At 72.9% G+C, this 19,023-nt stretch carries 16 protein-coding genes; 11 read left to right on the forward strand and 5 right to left on the reverse strand.

Going from position 1 to position 19,023, the window contains the following annotated elements:
* Positions 1 to 182: 182 nt before the first annotated feature.
* The 5 genes from HLI28_RS06985 to HLI28_RS07005 all read left to right on the forward strand — a co-directional run bounded on the left by HLI28_RS06985 (position 183) and on the right by HLI28_RS07005 (position 4,863).
* Positions 183 to 803 (forward strand): ATP-dependent Clp protease proteolytic subunit, encoded by a 621-nt coding sequence (locus tag HLI28_RS06985; RefSeq protein WP_171246864.1) that lies wholly within the window; start codon positions 183 to 185, stop codon positions 801 to 803.
* Positions 804 to 853: 50 nt separating this feature from the next.
* The gene (locus HLI28_RS06990) at positions 854 to 1,567 is read left to right on the forward strand and encodes an ATP-dependent Clp protease proteolytic subunit (RefSeq protein ID WP_246246503.1); all 714 of its coding nucleotides are present in this window, start codon (positions 854 to 856) and stop codon (positions 1,565 to 1,567) included.
* Between the two features lie 153 nt (positions 1,568 to 1,720).
* On the forward strand, positions 1,721 to 2,986 hold the full coding sequence (gene clpX / locus HLI28_RS06995) for an ATP-dependent Clp protease ATP-binding subunit ClpX (RefSeq protein WP_171246797.1): 1,266 nt from the start codon (positions 1,721 to 1,723) through the stop codon (positions 2,984 to 2,986).
* Between the two features lie 77 nt (positions 2,987 to 3,063).
* On the forward strand, positions 3,064 to 3,441 hold the full coding sequence (locus HLI28_RS07000) for a chorismate mutase (RefSeq protein ID WP_171246798.1): 378 nt from the start codon (positions 3,064 to 3,066) through the stop codon (positions 3,439 to 3,441).
* 180 nt (positions 3,442 to 3,621) lie between these two features.
* A complete protein-coding gene (locus tag HLI28_RS07005; RefSeq protein ID WP_171246799.1) occupies positions 3,622 to 4,863 on the forward strand; it encodes a baeRF2 domain-containing protein in 1,242 nt (413 codons plus the stop codon).
* Between the two features lie 88 nt (positions 4,864 to 4,951).
* Here the strand turns inward: HLI28_RS07005 and valS are convergent, their stop codons facing one another.
* A complete protein-coding gene (valS, locus tag HLI28_RS07010; RefSeq protein WP_171246800.1) occupies positions 4,952 to 7,738 on the reverse strand; it encodes a valine--tRNA ligase in 2,787 nt (928 codons plus the stop codon).
* A 109-nt stretch (positions 7,739 to 7,847) separates the two neighbouring features.
* Between valS and HLI28_RS07015 the strand changes: the two genes are divergently transcribed.
* The 4 genes from HLI28_RS07015 to HLI28_RS07030 all read left to right on the forward strand — a co-directional run bounded on the left by HLI28_RS07015 (position 7,848) and on the right by HLI28_RS07030 (position 11,506).
* Complete coding sequence (locus HLI28_RS07015) at positions 7,848 to 8,744, forward strand: bifunctional helix-turn-helix transcriptional regulator/GNAT family N-acetyltransferase (RefSeq protein ID WP_171246801.1); 897 nt, start codon at positions 7,848 to 7,850, stop codon at positions 8,742 to 8,744.
* A 27-nt stretch (positions 8,745 to 8,771) separates the two neighbouring features.
* Positions 8,772 to 9,782 carry a TIGR03557 family F420-dependent LLM class oxidoreductase gene (locus tag HLI28_RS07020; RefSeq protein WP_171246802.1) on the forward strand — a complete coding sequence of 337 codons (1,011 nt, stop codon included), beginning with the start codon at positions 8,772 to 8,774 and terminating at the stop codon, positions 9,780 to 9,782.
* Between the two features lie 53 nt (positions 9,783 to 9,835).
* On the forward strand, positions 9,836 to 10,618 hold the full coding sequence (cofE, locus tag HLI28_RS07025; protein ID WP_171246866.1) for a coenzyme F420-0:L-glutamate ligase: 783 nt from the start codon (positions 9,836 to 9,838) through the stop codon (positions 10,616 to 10,618).
* A 99-nt stretch (positions 10,619 to 10,717) separates the two neighbouring features.
* Complete coding sequence (locus tag HLI28_RS07030; RefSeq protein ID WP_171246803.1) at positions 10,718 to 11,506, forward strand: alpha/beta fold hydrolase; 789 nt, start codon at positions 10,718 to 10,720, stop codon at positions 11,504 to 11,506.
* Positions 11,507 to 11,542: 36 nt separating this feature from the next.
* On the opposite strand, the gene HLI28_RS07035 is transcribed toward HLI28_RS07030, so the two are convergent.
* Entirely contained in the window at positions 11,543 to 12,763 is a 1,221-nt protein-coding gene (locus HLI28_RS07035; RefSeq protein ID WP_171246804.1) for an AI-2E family transporter, read from the reverse strand.
* Positions 12,764 to 12,865: 102 nt separating this feature from the next.
* Here HLI28_RS07035 and HLI28_RS07040 point away from each other — a divergent pair, with 102 nt between their 5' ends.
* Positions 12,866 to 13,315, forward strand: coding sequence for a cold shock domain-containing protein (locus HLI28_RS07040; RefSeq protein ID WP_171246805.1), 450 nt, complete (start codon positions 12,866 to 12,868; stop codon positions 13,313 to 13,315).
* Positions 13,316 to 13,324: 9 nt separating this feature from the next.
* Here the strand turns inward: HLI28_RS07040 and corA are convergent, their stop codons facing one another.
* A complete protein-coding gene (gene corA / locus HLI28_RS07045; protein WP_171246806.1) occupies positions 13,325 to 14,482 on the reverse strand; it encodes a magnesium/cobalt transporter CorA in 1,158 nt (385 codons plus the stop codon).
* A gap of 293 nt (positions 14,483 to 14,775) precedes the next feature.
* Positions 14,776 to 15,819, reverse strand: coding sequence for a zinc-binding dehydrogenase (locus HLI28_RS07050; protein ID WP_171246807.1), 1,044 nt, complete (start codon positions 15,817 to 15,819; stop codon positions 14,776 to 14,778).
* Between the two features lie 146 nt (positions 15,820 to 15,965).
* Between HLI28_RS07050 and HLI28_RS07055 the strand changes: the two genes are divergently transcribed.
* Positions 15,966 to 18,287, forward strand: coding sequence for a M28 family peptidase (locus tag HLI28_RS07055; protein ID WP_171246808.1), 2,322 nt, complete (start codon positions 15,966 to 15,968; stop codon positions 18,285 to 18,287).
* 13 nt (positions 18,288 to 18,300) lie between these two features.
* Here the strand turns inward: HLI28_RS07055 and HLI28_RS07060 are convergent, their stop codons facing one another.
* Positions 18,301 to 19,002: a histidine phosphatase family protein gene (locus HLI28_RS07060; protein ID WP_171246809.1), complete on the reverse strand. Its 702-nt coding sequence runs from the start codon at positions 19,000 to 19,002 to the stop codon at positions 18,301 to 18,303.
* Between the last annotated feature and the right edge of the window lie 21 nt (positions 19,003 to 19,023).

Here is a 19,023-nt window from a genome sequence, read left to right on the forward strand (position 1 = left end):
GACGACGGCCCGTACCCTCCGCGCGGAGGGTACGGGCCGTCGTCGTCCCCCGGTCCGGCGGGTCCCGGCGCCTGTGCGCCTGCAGCGAAACATGCGGTTTCCGGGACTCGGCGGGCACCCGGTGCACGTTAGGGTCGAGCGACAGCGAAGCGAAGGAGACGGACGTGAACGACTTGCTGCAGATGGGTGACGGGGCACCGCAGGCCCGCGCCGAGGGCCAGGGCTTCGGCCTCAACGACTCCATCTACAACCGGCTCCTCAAGGAGCGCATCATCTGGCTGGGTTCGGAGGTGCGCGACGACAACGCGAACGCCATCTGCGCCCAGATGATGCTGCTCGCGGCGGAGGACCCCGAGAAGGACATCTACCTCTACATCAACTCCCCGGGCGGCTCGATCACGGCCGGCATGGCGATCTACGACACCATGCAGTTCATCCAGCCCGACGTCGCCACCGTCGCGATGGGGATGGCTGCCTCGATGGGCCAGTTCCTGCTGTCCTCCGGCGCGAAGGGCAAGCGCTACATCACGCCGCACGCCCGCGTGCTGATGCACCAGCCCTCCGGCGGCGTCGGCGGCACCGCGACCGACGTGCGCATCGGCGCCCAGCTGATCATGCACATGAAGAAGGTGCTCGCGGAGCTCACGGCCGAGCAGACCGGCCAGCCGCTCGAGAAGATCCTCAAGGACAACGACCGCGACAGCTGGTTCACGGCCGAGGAGGCCCTCGAGTACGGCTTCGTGGACCGGGTCGTCGCCAACGCTTCCTCGGTGTCCGGGGGCGGCGGCACGACCGCCGAGTGACCCGACCACGGTCGACCGAGACCCCAGCTGACTTCCCACCGAGGAGAACCATGAGCTACTCCGCCGAGTACCAGTTCGCCGAGCGGGCCGCGCGTCTCGCCGGCGACGCCGCCCGCCCGGGCGGGATCGCGCTGCCGCACGGCGCCCCGTCGTCGCGGTACGTCCTGCCACAGTTCGAGGAGCGCACGCCGTACGGCTTCAAGCGCCAGGACCCGTACACCAAGCTTTTCGAGGACCGCATCATCTTCATGGGCGTCCAGGTCGACGACGCGTCGGCCGACGACATCATGGCCCAGCTGCTCGTCCTGGAGTCCCAGGACCCGGACCGCGACGTGATGATCTACATCAACTCCCCGGGCGGCTCCTTCACCGCGATGACCGCCCTGTACGACACGATGCAGTTCATCAAGCCGCAGATCCAGACCGTCTGCCTCGGGCAGGCGGCCTCGGCGGCGGCCGTGCTGCTCGCCGCCGGGCAGCGGGGCAAGCGGCTCGCGCTGCCCAACGCACGGGTGCTGATCCACCAGCCCGCGATGGAGGGCGGCGGCTACGCCCAGGCGTCGGACATCGAGATCCACGCCAACGAGCTCATCCGCATGCGCGAGTGGCTGGAGGAGACGCTGGCCCACCACACGGGCAAGCCCGTCCAGGAGATCCGCGACGACATCGAGCGCGACAAGATCCTCACGGCCGCCCAGGCCCAGGAGTACGGCCTCGTGGACCAGGTCCTCGACTCCCGCAAGCCCGCTCAGCTCGGTGCCTGAGCAGCCGGTTCACCGGTGACGACACCGCTCGCGACCCGGGTGCCGACCCTCGTGTCGGCACCCGGGTCGCGCCACACCGGAGTTCTCGGCTGACAACCGGGCCCGGGTGGTGTGGAATGGTCGAAGACGCGCACGAGAACAAGGAGGCCCGCGGTGGCGAGAATCGGTGACGGTGCAGACCTGCTCAAGTGCTCCTTCTGCGGGAAGTCGCAGAAGCAGGTCAAGAAGCTCATCGCTGGGCCGGGTGTGTACATCTGCGACGAGTGCATCGACCTGTGCAACGAGATCATCGAGGAAGAGCTCGGTGAGACCACGGAGCTGGGGCTGACCGAGCTGCCGAAGCCGCGGGAGATCTTCGACTTCCTCGAGCAGTACGTCATCGGCCAGGAGCCGGCCAAGCGGGCCCTGGCCGTCGCGGTCTACAACCACTACAAGCGCGTGCAGGCGGCGCCGGCGGCGAAGGACGACCAGGACGCGGTGGAGATCGCCAAGTCCAACATCCTGCTCATCGGCCCCACGGGGACGGGCAAGACGTACCTGGCGCAGACGCTCGCGAAGATGCTCAACGTCCCGTTCGCCATCGCCGACGCCACGGCGCTCACCGAGGCCGGGTACGTGGGCGAGGACGTCGAGAACATCCTCCTCAAGCTCATCCAGGCCGCCGACTACGACGTCAAGAAGGCCGAGACCGGCATCATCTACATCGACGAGATCGACAAGGTGGCCCGCAAGGCCGAGAACCCGTCGATCACGCGGGACGTCTCGGGCGAGGGCGTGCAGCAGGCGCTCCTGAAGATCATCGAGGGCACCAGCGCGTCGGTGCCCCCGCAGGGCGGGCGCAAGCACCCGCACCAGGAGTTCATCCAGATCGACACCTCGAACGTGCTGTTCGTCGTCGCCGGAGCGTTCGCGGGTCTGGACGACATCATCGCCTCCCGGGCGCGGCAGCGCGGGATCGGCTTCTCCGCCCCGATGGAGTCGACCACCGACGTCGACCTCTTCTCGGAGGTCCGGCCCGAGGACCTGCACAAGTACGGGCTGATCCCCGAGTTCATCGGTCGACTGCCCGTGATCTCCTCCGTCTCGCCGCTCGACCGCGACGCCCTGGTGCGCATCCTCAGCGAACCGCGCAACGCCCTGGTCAAGCAGTACCAGCGCATGTTCGAGATCGACGGCGTGCGCCTGGAGTTCGCCGACGACGCGATCGACGCGATCGCCGAGCAGGCGCTCCTGCGCGGGACGGGTGCACGCGGGCTGCGCGCCATCATGGAGGAGGTCCTCCAGCAGGTGATGTTCGACGTGCCGAGCCGCGACGACGTCGAAGGCGTGGTCATCACCCGCGAGGTCGTCGAGGAGAACGTCAACCCGACGATCGTGCCGCGGTCCTCCGGTCCCGTGCGCAACCGCAAGTCCGCCTGATCGCACCGCCTCGGACGGCCGACGGCCACATCGTGGCCGGGCCGTCGCGCTGACGTCGCCGCCCGTAGGATCGAGCCATGGCTGAGCCCTTCGACGAAGCGCCCGTGCCCGAGACCGGTCGTGCGCTGCCGACCGAGATCCTCGGCCTGCGCAGCACGATCGACAACATCGACGCGGCCCTGGTGCACCTGCTCGCCGAGCGGTTCCGCGCGACGCAGCGCGTCGGGGAGCTCAAGGCCACCGAGGGGCTGCCGCCGGCGGACCCGCAGCGTGACCGTCAGCAGATCGACCGTCTGAAGGCCATCGCCTCGGGCGCCGGGCTCGACCCCGAGTTCGCCGAGCAGTTCCGCCACTTCATCGTCTCCGAGGTGATCCGCCGCCACGAGCGCATCGCGGCCGAGCACGCCGCCGCCGGGCGTGCCGACGAGGTACCACCCCTGGACACCTACAGTTGAAGGGGTGGCGGCTTCTGAGCCGCCCGAGCACCTCGTCCTGCCCGGCCCCGGTTCACGGCGGACCTGCGCCCGCCCGTGCATCGCCCCTGGTGAGAAGGCCTTTTCGTCAGCGCGGATGCGCACTGCGCCGATCCGGAGCAGGCTGGAGGTTCACAGTCGACGGACCCGAGGGGGAACTGCATGAAGATCGATTGGCTCAAGCCCTTGGTCGGCCGCCCCGGCCCGTTCGCGACCGTCTATCTCGACGCCACGCGTTCGGTCGAAGCCGGTGACAAGGATGTGGCGAACCGCTGGCGCTCCGTGCGCCGTTCGCTCGCCAAGCAGGGTGCCGCGGACCAGGTCCTCAACGACCTGGACGACGCCGTGGACCGCCCGACGTGGGTGCACGGGCCGCACGGTCGAGTGCTCATCGCCGACGACGAGGGCGTTCTCGTCGACCGGGTGCTGAAGGAGCCGCCGCCGGTGATGGCGGGTGTCTGGCACCGCGTGCCGAGCCTGCTGCAGGCGGCACGCTCGGCCGACGAGGAGGTGGACGCGCTGGTCGTCGCCGTCGACCGGCTGGGGGCCGACTTCTTCCCGGTGGGGTCCGACGGGTTCCCGTCCGGGGACAAGGAGACGTTCGAGGGCCCCGACGACGAGGTGTCGAAGACCTCGAGCACCTCGACGAAGCGGTCGGTGATCGAGTCGCGGGCCGAGGACTCCTGGCACCGCAACGCCGAGGCGATGGCCGGCGAGATCGACCGCCGCGTGGCCGCCTCCCGACCGGAGATCCTCCTGCTCACCGGCGACGTGAGGGCCGTGAGCATGGTCCGGGACGCGCTCGGCCAGCAGGCGGCTCAGCTGACCGTCGAGGTGTCCGGCGGCGGCCGGGACGACGGCGTGCACGCGGGGCACTTCGCCGAGACCGTCGTCGAGGCGCTGGACTCGTTCCGGGAGCGCCGCCGGGAGGCGGTGCTCGCCGCGCTGCGTGAGGGTCTGGGCCGGGAGTCCGGCGCCGTCACGAGCATCGGTGACGTCGCCCAGGTGCTGGCCCGTGGCCAGGTGAAGCAGCTCGTGCTCTCCGAGGAGCTCGCGGACGACGCGGCCCGGGCGCTGCACGCGTGGGTCGACGGTTCGGTCGAGGAACCCGGCCTCGGTGGGCTGCTCAACGGGTTCCAGCTCTGGATCGGACCGGACCCGATGCACATCGCGGCCTCGCGGACCGAGCTCGACGGGGTCGGGGACCTCGAGGAGCTCCCGGCCGCGACGGCCCTGCTGCGTGCCGCCATCGGCCAGGACGCCGGGCTGGTCTTCGCGCCGACCGGGTCGGTCGAGCTGCGCGACGGCGTCGCGGCGACGCTGCGCTGGGACGACGGCGGCACGCCGCACGAGTCGGCGGCCACGATGAGCGGCGACGACGGACGGGTCTCCATGGCCCACTGAGAGGTCGCACGACACGGCCCCGGCACCCTGGGAAGGGTGCCGGGGCCTCGTGCTGTCGAGGGTGCCCCGCGGAGGAGCGCCCGGGGGCTCAGCCGCGCGGCTTCTTGACCGGCGGCTCGCCCAGCTCGTGCTCGACCACGACGATGCCGCCCTGGACGTCCGGGTCGCCCTGGCCGTCGGTGGCCTCGACGAGCTCGAGGGGCCCGGTGACCCGGCCGGCGCCGCGCAGGTCCACCACGGCGGACTCGACGCCCGGCAGCAGGTGTGCGGGCACGGCCACCGTCCCGGACAGGATCGGGGTCTTCATGGAGACCTTGGCGGCCGACTTCAGCTTGCGCAGCGCCGCCAGGGCGTGGCCCGCGGCGGTCAGGCCGGTCGGGTCGACGCCGGCCGCGGCGTCGCGCAGCGGCCGGGCCGTCGGCCACTCCGCGCGGTGCACGGACCCGCTGCGCCACCAGGACCAGACCTCCTCGGTGGCGAACGGGATGAACGGCGCCAGCAGCCGCAGCATGACGTCGAGCGCGATCGCCAGCGCCGTGCGGGCCGAGAGCGTGTCGGCGGTCACCGTGCCGTCGGCGCCGTACGCGCGGTCCTTGACGAGCTCGAGGTAGTCGTCGCAGAACGCCCAGAAGTACGACTCGGTCAGCTCCAGGGCCCGGGTGTGGTCGTAGGACTCCAGCGCCGTGGTCGCCTGGTCGACGACGTCGGCCAGCCCGGCCAGCATGGCGCGGTCCAGGTCGACGGTCACGGCCGCGGGGTCCAGCGCGATCTCGCCCGCACCGGTCTCCGGGTCGACGCCGAAGGTCAGCGCGAACTTCGAGGCGTTGAGCACCTTGATCGCCAGGCGCCGGCCGATCTTCATCTGACCGATCTCGAACGCCGCGTCCGTCCCGAGGCGTGCCGCGGCCGCCCAGTACCGCACGGCGTCGGACCCGTGCTGCTCCAGCAGGTCCATCGGGGTGACGACGTTGCCCTTGGACTTGGACATCTTCTTGCGGTCCGGGTCGAGGATCCAGCCGCTGATGGCCGCGTGCTTCCAGGGCAGCACGCCGCACTCGAGGTGCGAGCGCACGACCGAGGAGAACAGCCAGGTGCGGATGATGTCCTGGCCCTGCGGGCGCAGGTCCATGGGGAAGACGCGGTCGAACAGGTCGGCGTCGCGCTCCCAGCCGGAGACGATGAGCGGCGTCAGCGAGGACGTCGCCCAGGTGTCCATCACGTCGTTGTCGCCGACGAACCCGCCCGGCACCCCGCGCTGGGACTCGTCGTAGCCGGCCGGGGCCTGCGACGTCGGGTCCACCGGGAGCTCGGCCTCGGACGGCGTGATGAGGCGGTCGTAGTCGACGTCGCCGTGCTCGTCGACGCCGTACCAGACCGGCACCGCCACGCCGAAGAACCGCTGCCGGGAGATGAGCCAGTCACCGTTGAGGCCGTTGACCCAGTTCTCGTAGCGGACCCGCATGAAGTCGGGGTGGAAGTCCAGCTCCTTGCCCCGTCCGAGCAGCTCGGCCTTCAGGTCGCGCCGGGTCCCGGCGGCGTTCCACTCGCGACCCCCGTTGCGGATGTACCACTGGCGCGAGGTGACGATCTCGAGCGGCTTGTCGCCCTTCTCGTAGAAGTTCGTCATGCGCTGGGTCGGGGTCGGCTCGCCGTCCAGGTCGCCGGACTCGCGCAGCGCGTCCACGACGGCGGTGCGGGCGCTGAACGACGTCTTGCCGGCCAGTCCCTCGGCGTAGAGGTCGGCGCCGGGGCCGCCGGCGATCCACTCGGGCGTCTCGCGGGCGAGCCGGCCGTCCCGGCCGATCACCGAGCGGGTCGGCAGCTGCAGCTCGCGCCACCACTGCACGTCGGTCAGGTCGCCGAAGGTGCAGCACATGGCGATGCCGGCACCCTTGTCCATCGCGGCGGCGTGGTGGGCCAGCACGGGCACCTCGACGCCGAACAGCGGCGAGGTGACCGTGGTGCCGAACAGGTGCTGGTAGCGCTCGTCGTCCGGGTGGGCGATGAGCGCCACGACGGACGGCACCAGCTCGGGTCGGGTCGTCTCGATGTGGACCGGCTCGCCGCCCTCGCGGTGGAACGCGACGCGGTGGTAGTGGCCGGGGTACTCCCGGGCCTCGAGCTCGGCCTGGGCCACGGCCGTCTGGAACGTGACGTCCCACAGGCCGGGCGCCTCGGCCTGGTAGGCCTCGCCCCGGTCCAGGTTGCGCAGGAACGCCCGCTGGGAGGCCGCGCGCGAGGTCGCGTCGATGGTCTGGTACGTCTGCGACCAGTCCACGGACAGGCCGAGCAGGCGCCACAGCTCCTCGAACTGGCGCTCGTCGTCGGCGGTGAGCTCCTCGCAGAGCTCGATGAAGTTGCGGCGGCTGATCGGCACCTGGTCCGCCGGCTTCACCTTCTTGCCCTCGGTGCCCTGGTGGGGCGGGGTGAAGCCGGGGTCGTAGGGCAGCGACGGGTCGCAGCGCACGCCGTAGTAGTTCTGCACGCGGCGCTCGGTGGGCAGGCCGTTGTCGTCCCACCCCATCGGGTAGAAGACCTCCTTGCCGCGCATGCGCTGGAACCGGGCGACGACGTCGGTGTGGGTGTAGCTGAAGACGTGGCCCACGTGCAGCGAGCCGGAGACGGTCGGGGGCGGGGTGTCGATCGAGAAGATCTGGTCGCGGGTGGCCGACCGGTCGAAGGCGAACGTGCCCTCGGCGGCCCACCGCTCGTCGAACTTCTGCTCCAGACCGTCCGTGCTGACCTTGTCCGGTACCTCCCTGACCACCGCGCGCACGACGTCGGCTACCTGCTCGGCCTGGCTGCCGGAGGTCGCGTTCGCTGCGGGGGTCTGTGCGGGCGCGGCGGGCGCCCCGGGGTTCGGGAAGTCGCTCATGGTGCCTCATTGTCCCAGATCCCCCGGGGCGGGCGGACGCCCCGTCGCCACGAGGGAACGCGGGGTGGGGCATGGTGCTCGAGCGGCGCGACTGGCTAGGGTCGGGCCCATGAGCGTGAGGGGTCACGTCGACGTCCTGCGGCGGTTCAACCGGAGCTACACCCAGCGGGTGGGCGTGCTGGAGGAGTCCTTCCTGGGCCTGGGCATGGCGCTCGGCACCGCGAGGCTGTTGTACGAGATCGGCGCCGCCCCGGACACGACCCGCGCCCTGCGCGCGCGGCTCGGCCTGGACCGCGAGTACCTGCGCCGGTTGCTGCGTCGGCTGCAGGAGGAGGGGCTGGTGAGCGTCGCGCCCGACCCGGAGGACCCGCGCCGTCGGCGGGTCACCCTGACGCCGGCGGGCCGTACCGCCTGGGAGGAGCTCGACCGACGCTCCGACGAGCGGGCCCGTCGGTTCGTCGACCCGCTCACCGCGCGGCAGCGTGCCCGGCTCTCGGCGGCGCTCGGCGAGGCGGACCTGCTTGTCCGCGCCGCCACCGTCGAGCTGGTGATGGTCGCGCCGGACGATCCGGTGGCGAGGCGGGCCGTGCTCGCGTTCTTCGCGGAGGTCGGCGAGCGCATCGGCAGCACCGACGCGTTCGACGTCGACGCCGCGCTCGCCGCGGACGCCGAACGGCTCGTCCCGCCGCTCGGCGGGTTCGTCGTCGCCGCCTCCGGCGGGGACCCGGTCGCCTGCGGGGGTGTCCAGGACCTGGGGGACGGCGTCGCCGAGATCAAGCGGATGTGGGTCGACACCGCCTGGCGCGGTGCCGGGCTCGGCTCGCGACTGCTGCGCCGCCTGGAGGACCTCGCGGTCGAGCTCGGGCACAGGGAGGTCGTGCTCGACACGAACGGGGTCCTCGGCGAGGCGGTCGTGATGTACGAGGAGGCCGGCTACCGGCAGGTCGAGCGCTTCAACGACGACCCGTACGCGACGCACTTCTTCGCCAAGGACCTGACCACGTGAGGTCCGCGGCGGCGTAGGGTCGTCCCCATGGCAGCTTCGAAGGACTTGACCGTCGGCTACGCCGCGATGCTCGAGCAGTTCCACCCCACCGACGTGGTCGACTACTCGGCCTACGCCGAGGAGCACGGATTCGACGGCGTGATGGCCGCCGACCACTTCCAGCCCTGGGTGCCGCAGCAGGGGGAGGCCGCGTTCGTGTGGAACGTGCTGACCGCCCTGGGCGAGCGCACACGCGGTGACATCGGTCCGGGGGTGACCTGCCCGTCGTTCCGGTTCCACCCGGCGATGGTGGCGCAGGCCTCGGCGACCCTCGCCGCGATGTACCCCGGCCGGCACTGGCTCGGGCTGGGCTCCGGCGAGGCGCTCAACGAGCACGTCACCGGCGGCTACTGGCCGGAGGCGCCGGAGCGCATCAACCGGATGTTCGAGGCCATCGACATCATCAAGAAGCTCTTCGCCTCGGGCGTCGAGGGCAAGGACGTCAAGCACTCCGGGCAGTTCTACAAGATGGAGTCCACGCGGTTGTGGACCATGCCCGAGGTCCCGCCGGAGATCCTCGTCGCTACCGCCGGGCCGATCACGGCCAAGCGGGCCGGCAAGCACGCGGACGGCCTCATCACGGTGGGGGCGCCGCTGGAGAAGATCGAGATGCTGTTCGGCCGGTTCGACGCGGGCGTCAAGGAGTCCGGTCGGGACGCCTCGACGATGCCGAAGGTCCTCCAGGTGCACATGTCCTGGGCGGAGACCGACGAGGAGGCCATGGCCAACGCCATGACCGAGTGGCCGAACGGCGGCATGAAGTTCCCCAAGGCCGACATCCGGTCGCCGCACGACTTCGCCCAGATGGCCAAGCTGGTCCGCCCCGAGGACTTCTCCGGTCGCATGGTGGTCTCCGCCGACCCGGACGAGCACCGCCAGGCCATCCAGCAGTACGTCGACCTCGGGTTCGACCGCATCTACCTGCACAACGTGGGCCGGAACCAGAAGCAGTGGATCGAGGTCTTCGGGCGCGAGGTGCTGCCGAAGCTGGTCCGGTGACCGGTCCCGACGACGCGGCGCACGGCGCCACGGCCCGGCTCGACGGCGCCCGGATGATGCTCTGGGCGCCGCCGGGCCTGGGCGAGGTCCGCCCGGGCGACGACCTCGCCGTGCTGATCGGCGACCTGCTGGCGGCCGACGCCGACCGGACCGGTGACGCCCTCGCCGAGGGTGACGTCGTCGTCGTCACGTCCAAGATCGTCTCCAAGGCCGAGGGGCGCGTGGTGCGCGCCGCGGACCGCGAGCAGGCGATCACCGACGAGACCGTGCGGGTCGTCGCCACGCGCGAGCGGCCGGACGGCCTGCCGCCGCTGCGGATCGTCGAGAACCGGCTCGGGCTGGTGATGGCCGCCGCCGGGGTCGACGCCTCGAACACGCCCGACGGCACCGTGCTGCTGCTGCCCGAGGACCCGGACGCCACCGCGCGCTCGGTGCGGGCGGCGCTGCGGGCACGGTACGGGCTGGACCGGCTCGGCGTCGTCGTCACCGACACCGCGGGGCGCCCGTGGCGGGAGGGTGTCACCGACATCGCGATCGGCGCGGCCGGTCTGATGGTGCTGGACGACCTGCGCGGCGGCACGGACTCCCACGGGCGGCCGATCTCGGTGACGGTCACGGCGGTGGCCGACGAGATCGCCGCCGCCTCGGAGCTGGTCCGCGGCAAGGCGACGGGCCGGGCGGTCGCCGTGGTGCGCGGCGTCGGGCGGTTCGTGCTCGGCGGTGACGACGGTGCGGGACCGGGAGCGCGCCGCCTCGCGCGGACCGGTCCCGACGACCTGTTCCGCGAGGGGAGCGCCGAGGCGTACGCCCGGGGGCTGGCCGACGGCCGGGGGTGACGGGCCTCACGAGGTGGGGCGTCCCGTCGCCGAGCGGCGCCGGGTGCTGCACTATGGCCCTGGCGACCGGGTCGACCACCCGGCGGGAAGGAGACGGAGATGACCCACCACGTGACGAGCGTGGCCGGAGACAGGGTCGGGTTCGACCGCGACGGCGAGGGGCCCGCGGTGGTCTTCGTCGCCGGGGCGGGGCCGTACCGGGCGATCGACCCCGTGACCACCGAGACCGCTCAGCGGTGTGCGCAGCAGGGGCTGACCGCGGTGGTGTACGACCGGCTGGGTCGGGGCGACAGCCCGGCGGACGGGGTGCTCGACCTGGAGCGTGAGCTGTCCGCCCTCCACGCGGTCGTCGACGCCGCCGGTGCGCCGGTGGTGCTCGTCGGTCACTCCTCGGGTGCCGCGCTCGCGCTGTGCGCCGCGGACGCGGAGATGCCGGTCTGCGGGCTCGTGCTGTGGGAGGCGCCGTTGGCGCGGTCGGCCGACGACACCTACGAGTGGATCACCGAGTTCGAGAAGCGGCTGGACGCCGAGGACTACGTGGGCGCCCTCGAGCAGTACATGAAGGACATGCCGCGCGAGTGGCTCGAAGGGCTGCGCGCCTCGCCGGACTTCGAGCAGATCGCGCGGGCCTCGATCAGCCAGCGCGCCGACGGCCAGGCGCTGGTGCGGGCCACCGACCTCATCGAGGCGGACCTGCTGCGCGAGCTCGCCGTCCCGGTCCTGGCGACCTACGGCACGCGGACCTTCGACGAGATGCCGGTCGCCGCCCAGCGCGTCGCGGACGCCGTCACCCGCGGCCAGGCACGGGAGGTCGCCGGCGCCGACCACACCTGGGACGTCGGGGCGATGGCCGACCAGATCGTGCAGTTCGTCCGCGACGAGACCTGAGCCCTGCCGACGCGGCAGCGCGTGCGCCGGCCGGGGTCAGCGCGGCGCGTCGTCGTCGGCGTCGCCCCGGGCGGGGCCCTCCGCATCCTGCGGGGCGGTGGCGGGCCGGTCCGGTGCTGCCACCACGGGGCCCGGGGCGGCCCGGTCCTCCGCCGCGGGGTCGACGTCGTCGCCGGAGAGCCAGCGCAGCCAGTCCTGACGGGGATCGCCCTCGAGCAGCAGGGCCCGGACCAGCAGCGTCAGCGGGATCGACAGGATCGCGCCGAGCGGGCCGATGACGAACGTCCAGAACACGACGGACACGAAGCTCAGGGTGAGCGAGAGCGAGACGGCGTCCGAGACGAACTTCGGCTGGACGAACACCTGCAGGACGACGTTGACCACGCAGTAGATCGCGACCACGGCCAGGGCGAGCTGCCACCCGCCCACGACGAAGGCCATGACCATGGGTGGCACGAGGCCCAGGATGAAGCCGATGTTCGGCACGAAGTTGGTGACGAACGCCAGGATCGCCCAGATCGCGGCACCCGGGACCCCGAGCAGCGACAGCGCGATCCCGTCCACGACCGCCACGACCGCGCCGAAGGTGGCGTTGACGACGTAGTAGCGGCGCACCCCGCTGCTGAAGCGGGTGGCTCGCTCGATCGCGCCGGCACGCGAGACGCCGAAGTGCCGGGAGGCGGTGGCGTACCGGCCGGCGTCGGCCGCCATGAACACCGCGTAGGCGAGCACGAAGAAGAACGCGGTCCCGATGCTCAGCGCCGTCCCGCTCACGTCGCCCGCCAGCGACAGGATGTTGGTCGGCTGCAGCCAGGAGGTGACCGCGTCGGCGATCTGCGTGTCCAGCCCGGCGGTGGCGAGCCAGGTCTCGACCTCCGAGACCGCGTCGCGGAGCTGCGGCAGGAAGTCGCGCACGAGCGCGGCGAACCGGAAGCCGGACCACACCAGCATCGCCAGCAGCGCGGCGAGGATCAGGTAGGCGACGACGATGACGGCGGTGGTGGCCAGCCAGCGGGGCCAGCCCCGCGCCAGCAGCGGGAAGCGGACCGGGTGGCAGATGATGACGATCACCGCGGCGAGGAAGAGGGGGGCGATCACCTCGGCGGCCGCGTGCAGGCCGGCGAGCACCACGACGCCGCAGGCCAGGGCCAGCAGCGTGCGTGACGCCGGGGACGACGCGGGCCCGGGCCGGGCCGACCGGCGGTCGCCGTGCGGGGGAGGCGTGCTGCTGGCCGGGGAGCCGGGCGTGGACGTCACACGGCGACCCTAGCCGCGGGGTGTGCGCTCCAGCCCGCCGCCGCGCCGTCCCGCGGTTATGCTGCTGTGAGACGGGGCGACGGCGACAGGGGGCGGTGGACGGTGCGCGGTGACGTGGTGCGGTACGACGCGATCAAGGGCTACGCGTTCGTCGCGTCCGACGAGCTGGACGAGGACGTGTTCCTGCACGTCAACGACCTCGACTTCGACAAGGCGCTGATGGCGGTCGGCACCGTCGTCGACTTCACCCACGAGATGGGCGAGCGCGGGCCGCGGGCGGTGAGCGCCTCGCTGATCTCCTCCCCGGTGGCGGACGCGGTGCAGGCCGCGATGGGCGGACCGTCGTCGCGCGACGGTGCCGCGCCGGCGAGTCCCGCCGCCTCGGGAGACCAGCACGACGGGTACGCCGACGTGCTCTCGACCGCCGAGCTGCGGTCCGAGGTCACCGAGACGTTGCTGTCGACGGTCGGCGACCTCACCGGCCGGCAGGTGCTGGCGGTGCGCGGCGCGGTCGAGAAGATGGCGCGACGCCACGGCTGGCTGGACGCCTGACGGACGTCGTCAGATCCACTTCTTCCAGCGGAACACGGCGAACAGGCTCACGCTGACGCCGAGCATGAGCACCAGCGCGACCGGGTAGCCCCAGGCCCAGTGCAGCTCGGGCATGATGTCGAAGTTCATGCCGTACACGGTGCCCACCAGCGTCGGGGCGAACAGGATCGCGGCCCAGCCGGAGATCTTCTTGACCTCCTCACCCTGCTGGATCGACACCTCGGTCAGGTGCGTCATCTCCTCGTTCTGCCGCTGGGCGACGAGGGTGGCGTTCACCGTGAGGATGTCGCGCAGCGCGACGCGGTAGGTCTCCACCGACTCGGCGACCTCCGTGAGGTGGTCGGCGACGTCGCGCAGGTAGGCCTGCAGCTCCTCGTCGACCTGGTACTTCTCGGCCCCCTTGGCCAGGGACAGGCAGACGCTCTGCAGCGGGCGCACCGCGCGCTGGAAGTCGACGAGCTCGCGGGACAGCTCGTAGATGCGCCGCGACACGTGGGCGTCGCCGGAGAAGACCTCGCCCTCGATCTGGTCGATGTCGTAGTCGAGCCCGGAGACGACCGGCGCGTAGTCGTCCACGACGCGGTCCATGATCGCGTACAGCACGGCCTCGGGGCCGCGGGCGAGCATCTGCGGCGTCGACTCGAGCCGGGCGCGCACGGCGGTCAGGTCGGGGGAGTCCCCGTGCCGCACCGAGACCACGAAGTCCGGTCCCACGAACAGGTGCAGCTCGGAGAACTCGACCTCCTCGATCGAGTCCAGGTAGCGCGCGGCGTGCAGGACGACGAAGAGCGTGTCGCCGTACCGCTCGATCTTCGGGCGCTGATGGGCCTGGATCGCGTCCTCGATCGCCAGCGGGTGCAGGTCGAACTCCCGCGCCAGGGCGGCGAGCTCGTGCTCGTCGGGGCGCTCGAGCCCGATCCAGGCCATGCCGCCCGGGGTGGAGCGCAGCGCGCGGAAGGCGTCGGCGAGCCGGGTCACGCTCGCGCTGCGGTGCCCCTCGTCGTCGTAGACGGCGGCGGCCACCATCGCGGAGCGCGGGCGGATCGGCGTCGGCGGGGTCGGGGTCTCCGCGGCGTACGGCGGCGTGCCCGGCGCGCCGGGACGACGCGGGCGCAGGGCACCCAGCATCTGGCGGGTACGGACGGAACGGTTGGAGCTGAAGGCCATGAGGGGACTCCCAGGCGTGCAGGAACGGTGGTCTGCGTGCTGGATCCCGCGACTGACGACGAGTGCGCCGTGCCGACGGCGTGGGGGAGCGGTGGCATCACCCGCCCGATGACGGACGGGTCGTGTCGAGCCGGGTCAGTCGCGGCTCGGACTACTGGGAGGCTCGCTGCGGGTCATGCGCGGTACCTCCTTCACGTTCGGGCGGCGCTCACGCCGCCGACTCCTGGCCGAGGTCAGTCTACTCCGGGCCTGTTCACGGTGCCCGAGCCGGGCGCCGTGGCATCGGTCACGCGTCAGCGCCGCGGGTCGCAGACCGTCATGCCCGCCCGGCTCGTGGTCCGCAGGTCCGGCAGCAGGCGGGCGGCCGTGTCCAGGTCGACCACGTCGTCGAGCAGGTCCTGGGGGCGCAGGGTGCCGTCGGCGACGAGGGCCATCATCGCGGGGTAGTCGGCCGCGGGCATGCCGTGCGAGCCCAGCAGGTCGAGCTCGAGCGCGATGACGCGGTCCATCGGCACCGGGGGATGACCCTCGACGGCGGGCAGCAGCCCGACCTGCACGTGCCGGCCGCGCCGGCGCAGCGCGCCGATCGCCGTCGCGCAGGTCTCGGGGGAGCCGACGGCGTCGAGCGCGACGTGCGTGCCGCCGTCGGACAGCTCGTGGATCTCCGCCACCACCTCGCCGCCGTCGGCGAGGAGCGTGTGGTCGGCACCGGCCCGGCGGGCGGCCTCCAGCGCGGCCGGGTCGCGGTCCACGGCGATGACGCGCGCCCCGCGGGCTGCGGCGACCATGACGGCGCTCAGGCCCACGCCGCCGGCCCCGACGACGGTGACCTGCTCGCCGGCGCGCACCCGGGCCCGGTGCGTGACCGCGCGGAACGCGGTGGCGAACCGGCAGCCCAGTCCGGCCGCGGTGGTGTCGGTGACGTCGTCGGGCACCGCCACGAGATTCGTGTCCGCGGCGTGCAGCGCCACCAGCTCGGCCCATGAGCCGTGGTGGGTGAACCCGGGCTGGGTCTGGTCCGGGCACACCTGGGCGTCGCCGGCGCGGCACCAGGCGCAGCGCCCGCAGCCGCACACGAACGGCGTGGTGACCCGGTCCCCGACGCGCCACCGCTCGACCCCCGCGCCGACGGCGGCGACCGTGCCGGCCAGCTCGTGCCCGGGGACGTGCGGGAACGTCGTGATGTCGCCGTCGTGACCCGCCCACCCGTGCCAGTCGCTCAGGCACAGCCCGGTGGCGTGCACCCGCACGACGACGCCGCCGTCGGGCGCGACCGGGTCGGGCAGCTCGCGCACGGTGACAGGACCTCCGAAGGCGTCGTAGACGACGGCGCGCACCTCAGGCCTCCTCGGCGGGCTCGGGGATCTCGAACGACTCGGCGGAACGGGCGGCGATGTCGGTCATGAGCCGATGATGGCACGGCGGGTCCACGGCGCACCCGACGCAGGTCCTCGCGCCGCGGCACGCTAGCGTTCCGCCCGTGATGACGCGCACGCGAGCGACGACGCTCCTGGTCTGGTTGTTCCTGGGCGCCCTGACGGCGCTCTCGGTGTGGGCGGTGCTGCCGCCGTCGCCCCGTGGTGCGGACGCGCCGGCCGACGAGTTCTCGGCGCAGCGGGCGTTCGCCGACGTCGAGGTCGTGGGCGGGGCCGTGCACCCGACCGGCACCCCGGCCAACGACCGCGTGCGGGCCTACCTGGTCGACCGGCTCACCTCTCTCGGGCTGGACCCTGCGGTGGTCGACGGCGTGGGCATGTCCGGACGCCTGGGCGGGCAGGCCCGGGTGGCCGCGACGCAGAACGTCGTCGCCACGCTCCCCGGCACGGACCCGACCGCGCCGCTGTTCCTCATGGCGCACTACGACTCGGCCGAGGTGTCCTTCGGCGGCAACGACGACGGCGCCGGGGTGGCCACGATCCTCGAGACCGTGCGCGCGCTGGGCGAGGGCCCTGCGCTGCGCAACGACGTCGTGGTCGTGCTGACCGACGCCGAGGAGGCGTGCCTGTGCGGGGCCGAGGCGTTCGTCGACGCCGACCCCCGCGCCGCGGACGGCGGGGTCGTGCTGAACCTCGAGGCGCGGGGCACCTCCGGGCCGGCGATCATGTTCGAGACCTCGCCCGGCAACGCGGCGCTGGTGGACGCCTACGCCGAGGTGCCTTACCCGGTCGGCAGCTCGCTGGCCGTCGAGGTGTACCGCATCCTGCCGAACGACACCGACTTCTCGCCCTTCCTGGACGACCCCGAGGGGCGCTTCACCGGGCTCAACGCCGCCTACATCGACGGCTCGGCCGCCTACCACTCGCCGTACGACACCCCGGAGCGCATGTCCCTGGCGAGCCTGCAGCACCATGGCTCCAACGCGCTGGCGCTGGTGCGCACGCTCGGCGACGCCGACCTGGCCGCGCTCGCCACGCCGTCGCCCGGCGACGCCACCTACTTCCCCCTGCCCGGCCGGGTGCTCGCCGCCTACCCGGGATGGCTCGTGTGGCCGCTCGCGCTGGTCGCCCTCGGCGCGGTCGTGGCGCTCGCCGTCGTCCTCGTGCGCCACCGCCCGGACGGCCGCGAGCGGCTGGTCGGCCCGGGGCGCCTCGCCCTCGGCTTCCTGGCCGGTCTGCTGCCGCTCGTCGGCGCGGTGCTCGGCGCCCTGGGACTGTGGTGGCTGATGGTCGCCGTGCGTCCCGGGTACGAGGAGATGATGGACCCATGGCGGCCGTGGGGGTTCCGGGTCGCCCTGCTCGGGATCGTCGCGGTGGTCGTCACCGGGTGGTTCGTCGGGCTGCGCCGAGCGCTCGGCGGCGTCGCGCTCGGTGTCGGCGCCCTGGGCTGGCTCGCGGTGCTCGGCGCGGTGCTGGCCGAGGTGACACCCGGCGGGTCCTACCTGGCCGCGCTGCCGGCCCTCGCGGGAGCGGTCGCGGGGATCGTGGCGGTGCGCCGCGGCGCAGTCGGCCGCCGGGTCGCCGTCGGGGCGGGGGCTGCCGTCGGCGTGGTGCTGCTCGCGCCGGTCGTGGTGCTGTTCTTCCCGGCTCTCGGCCTGGCCACCGGTGCTGCGCCGGCCGTGGTGGCGGTGCTGCTCGGCCTGGCCCTGGTGCCGGTGCTCGTGGTGACGCTGCCGCGGCACGGCCGGGCGGGGAGCTGGCTCGTCGGGGGGTCCTGGGTGCTGGCCGTCGGTGCGCTCGGGGTGGGGTTCGCCGTCGACACCTTCGACGCCGAGCACCCCGAACCGACGACGCTCGGCTACGCCCTGGACACGGACTCCGGGCAGGCGTGGTGGGTCTCGGACGAGTCGACGCCCAGCGACTGGACGGCCGGGTTCGTCGACGGCCAGGCGGGCCTGCGGTCCTTCTTCCCCCTGCTGCACGACGGGGTGTGGGCGGGCCCGGCCGAGGTGGCGGAGCTGTCCGCCCCGACGGCCGAGATCCTCGCGGACGAGACCTCCGACGACGAACGCACCGTGACGCTGCGCATCCGGCCCGGGGAGGACGAGATCGGGACGGCGGGCGCGCTGCGCTACATCGAGCTGCACAGCGGTGGGACGTTCGGGAACACCGTGGCCGCGACCCTCGAGGGTCGGGAGATCCCCGTGGGGGACGACCGCCTGCTCGACACCCGCTTCTACGCCCCGGACGACGAGGGGTTCGAGGTGACGGTGACCGTGCCGGCAGGCCAGGAGGTGGACTTCCGCCTCGTCGCCGCCGGTGGCGGGCTGGACGACCTGCCCGGGCACGTCGAGCGGCCCGACGACGTGGGCGTCGCCGGGTCCCACACCGCCGAGCTGGTGCTCGTCGGCAGGACCGTGGTGCTCTGAGACGGGCTCTCGGTCAGGGTGCGGCGACCGGTGCCGGCACGGTGGCCGGTACCGGGGCAGGACGGGCCGCGACCGCACCGTGGCCGGCGACGTCGACGCCCACCTGCACGACGCGGGCGACGCCGCCGGACACCTCGACCGTCGAGACCGACGCGTTCGGCAGGGCTGCCAGCCGGGACGGGTCCACCGTCCACAGGTAGGCGGCCAGCGTCAGGCCGTGGCCGACGACGAGGACGTGCTTCCCGTCGGCGCGACCGGCGCCGGTCGCGCCGACGTCAGGAGCCGCGTGGGCCGCGACGATGCGCGCGAACACCGAGCGCACCCGGTCCATGAAGTCTCCGCCGGACTCGCCCCCGCCGACACCCGGGTGGGTGCCCGCGAGCATGGCCGGCACGAGCTCCGACCACGGGACCTCGGCGTCGAGGGTGTGCTCCGGGCGCCGCTCGAAGCTGCCGAACGACAGCTCGCGCAGCCCCTTGTCGATACGGAGCCGGTGGCCGGGGTGGTGCTGGAGGATCTCCGCGGCGGTCTGGACGGCGCGGCCCTGCGGAGAGGAGTAGACCGCGTCGAAGGACCGGTCGGCCAGGTGCTGCGCGGTGACGCGGACGCCCGCACGGCCGGTGCGGGTCAGGGGTGAGTCGCAGGCGCCCTGCAGGTGGCGTCGGGCGTTGAGCGTCGTCTGCCCGTGGCGGACGAGCGTGAGCGTGAGGGTCATCGTCGGTGTGACCTTTCGTCG

The organism is Isoptericola sediminis, assembly GCF_013085345.1.
GTDB classification, from domain to species: Bacteria; Actinomycetota; Actinomycetes; order Actinomycetales; family Cellulomonadaceae; genus Isoptericola; species Isoptericola sediminis.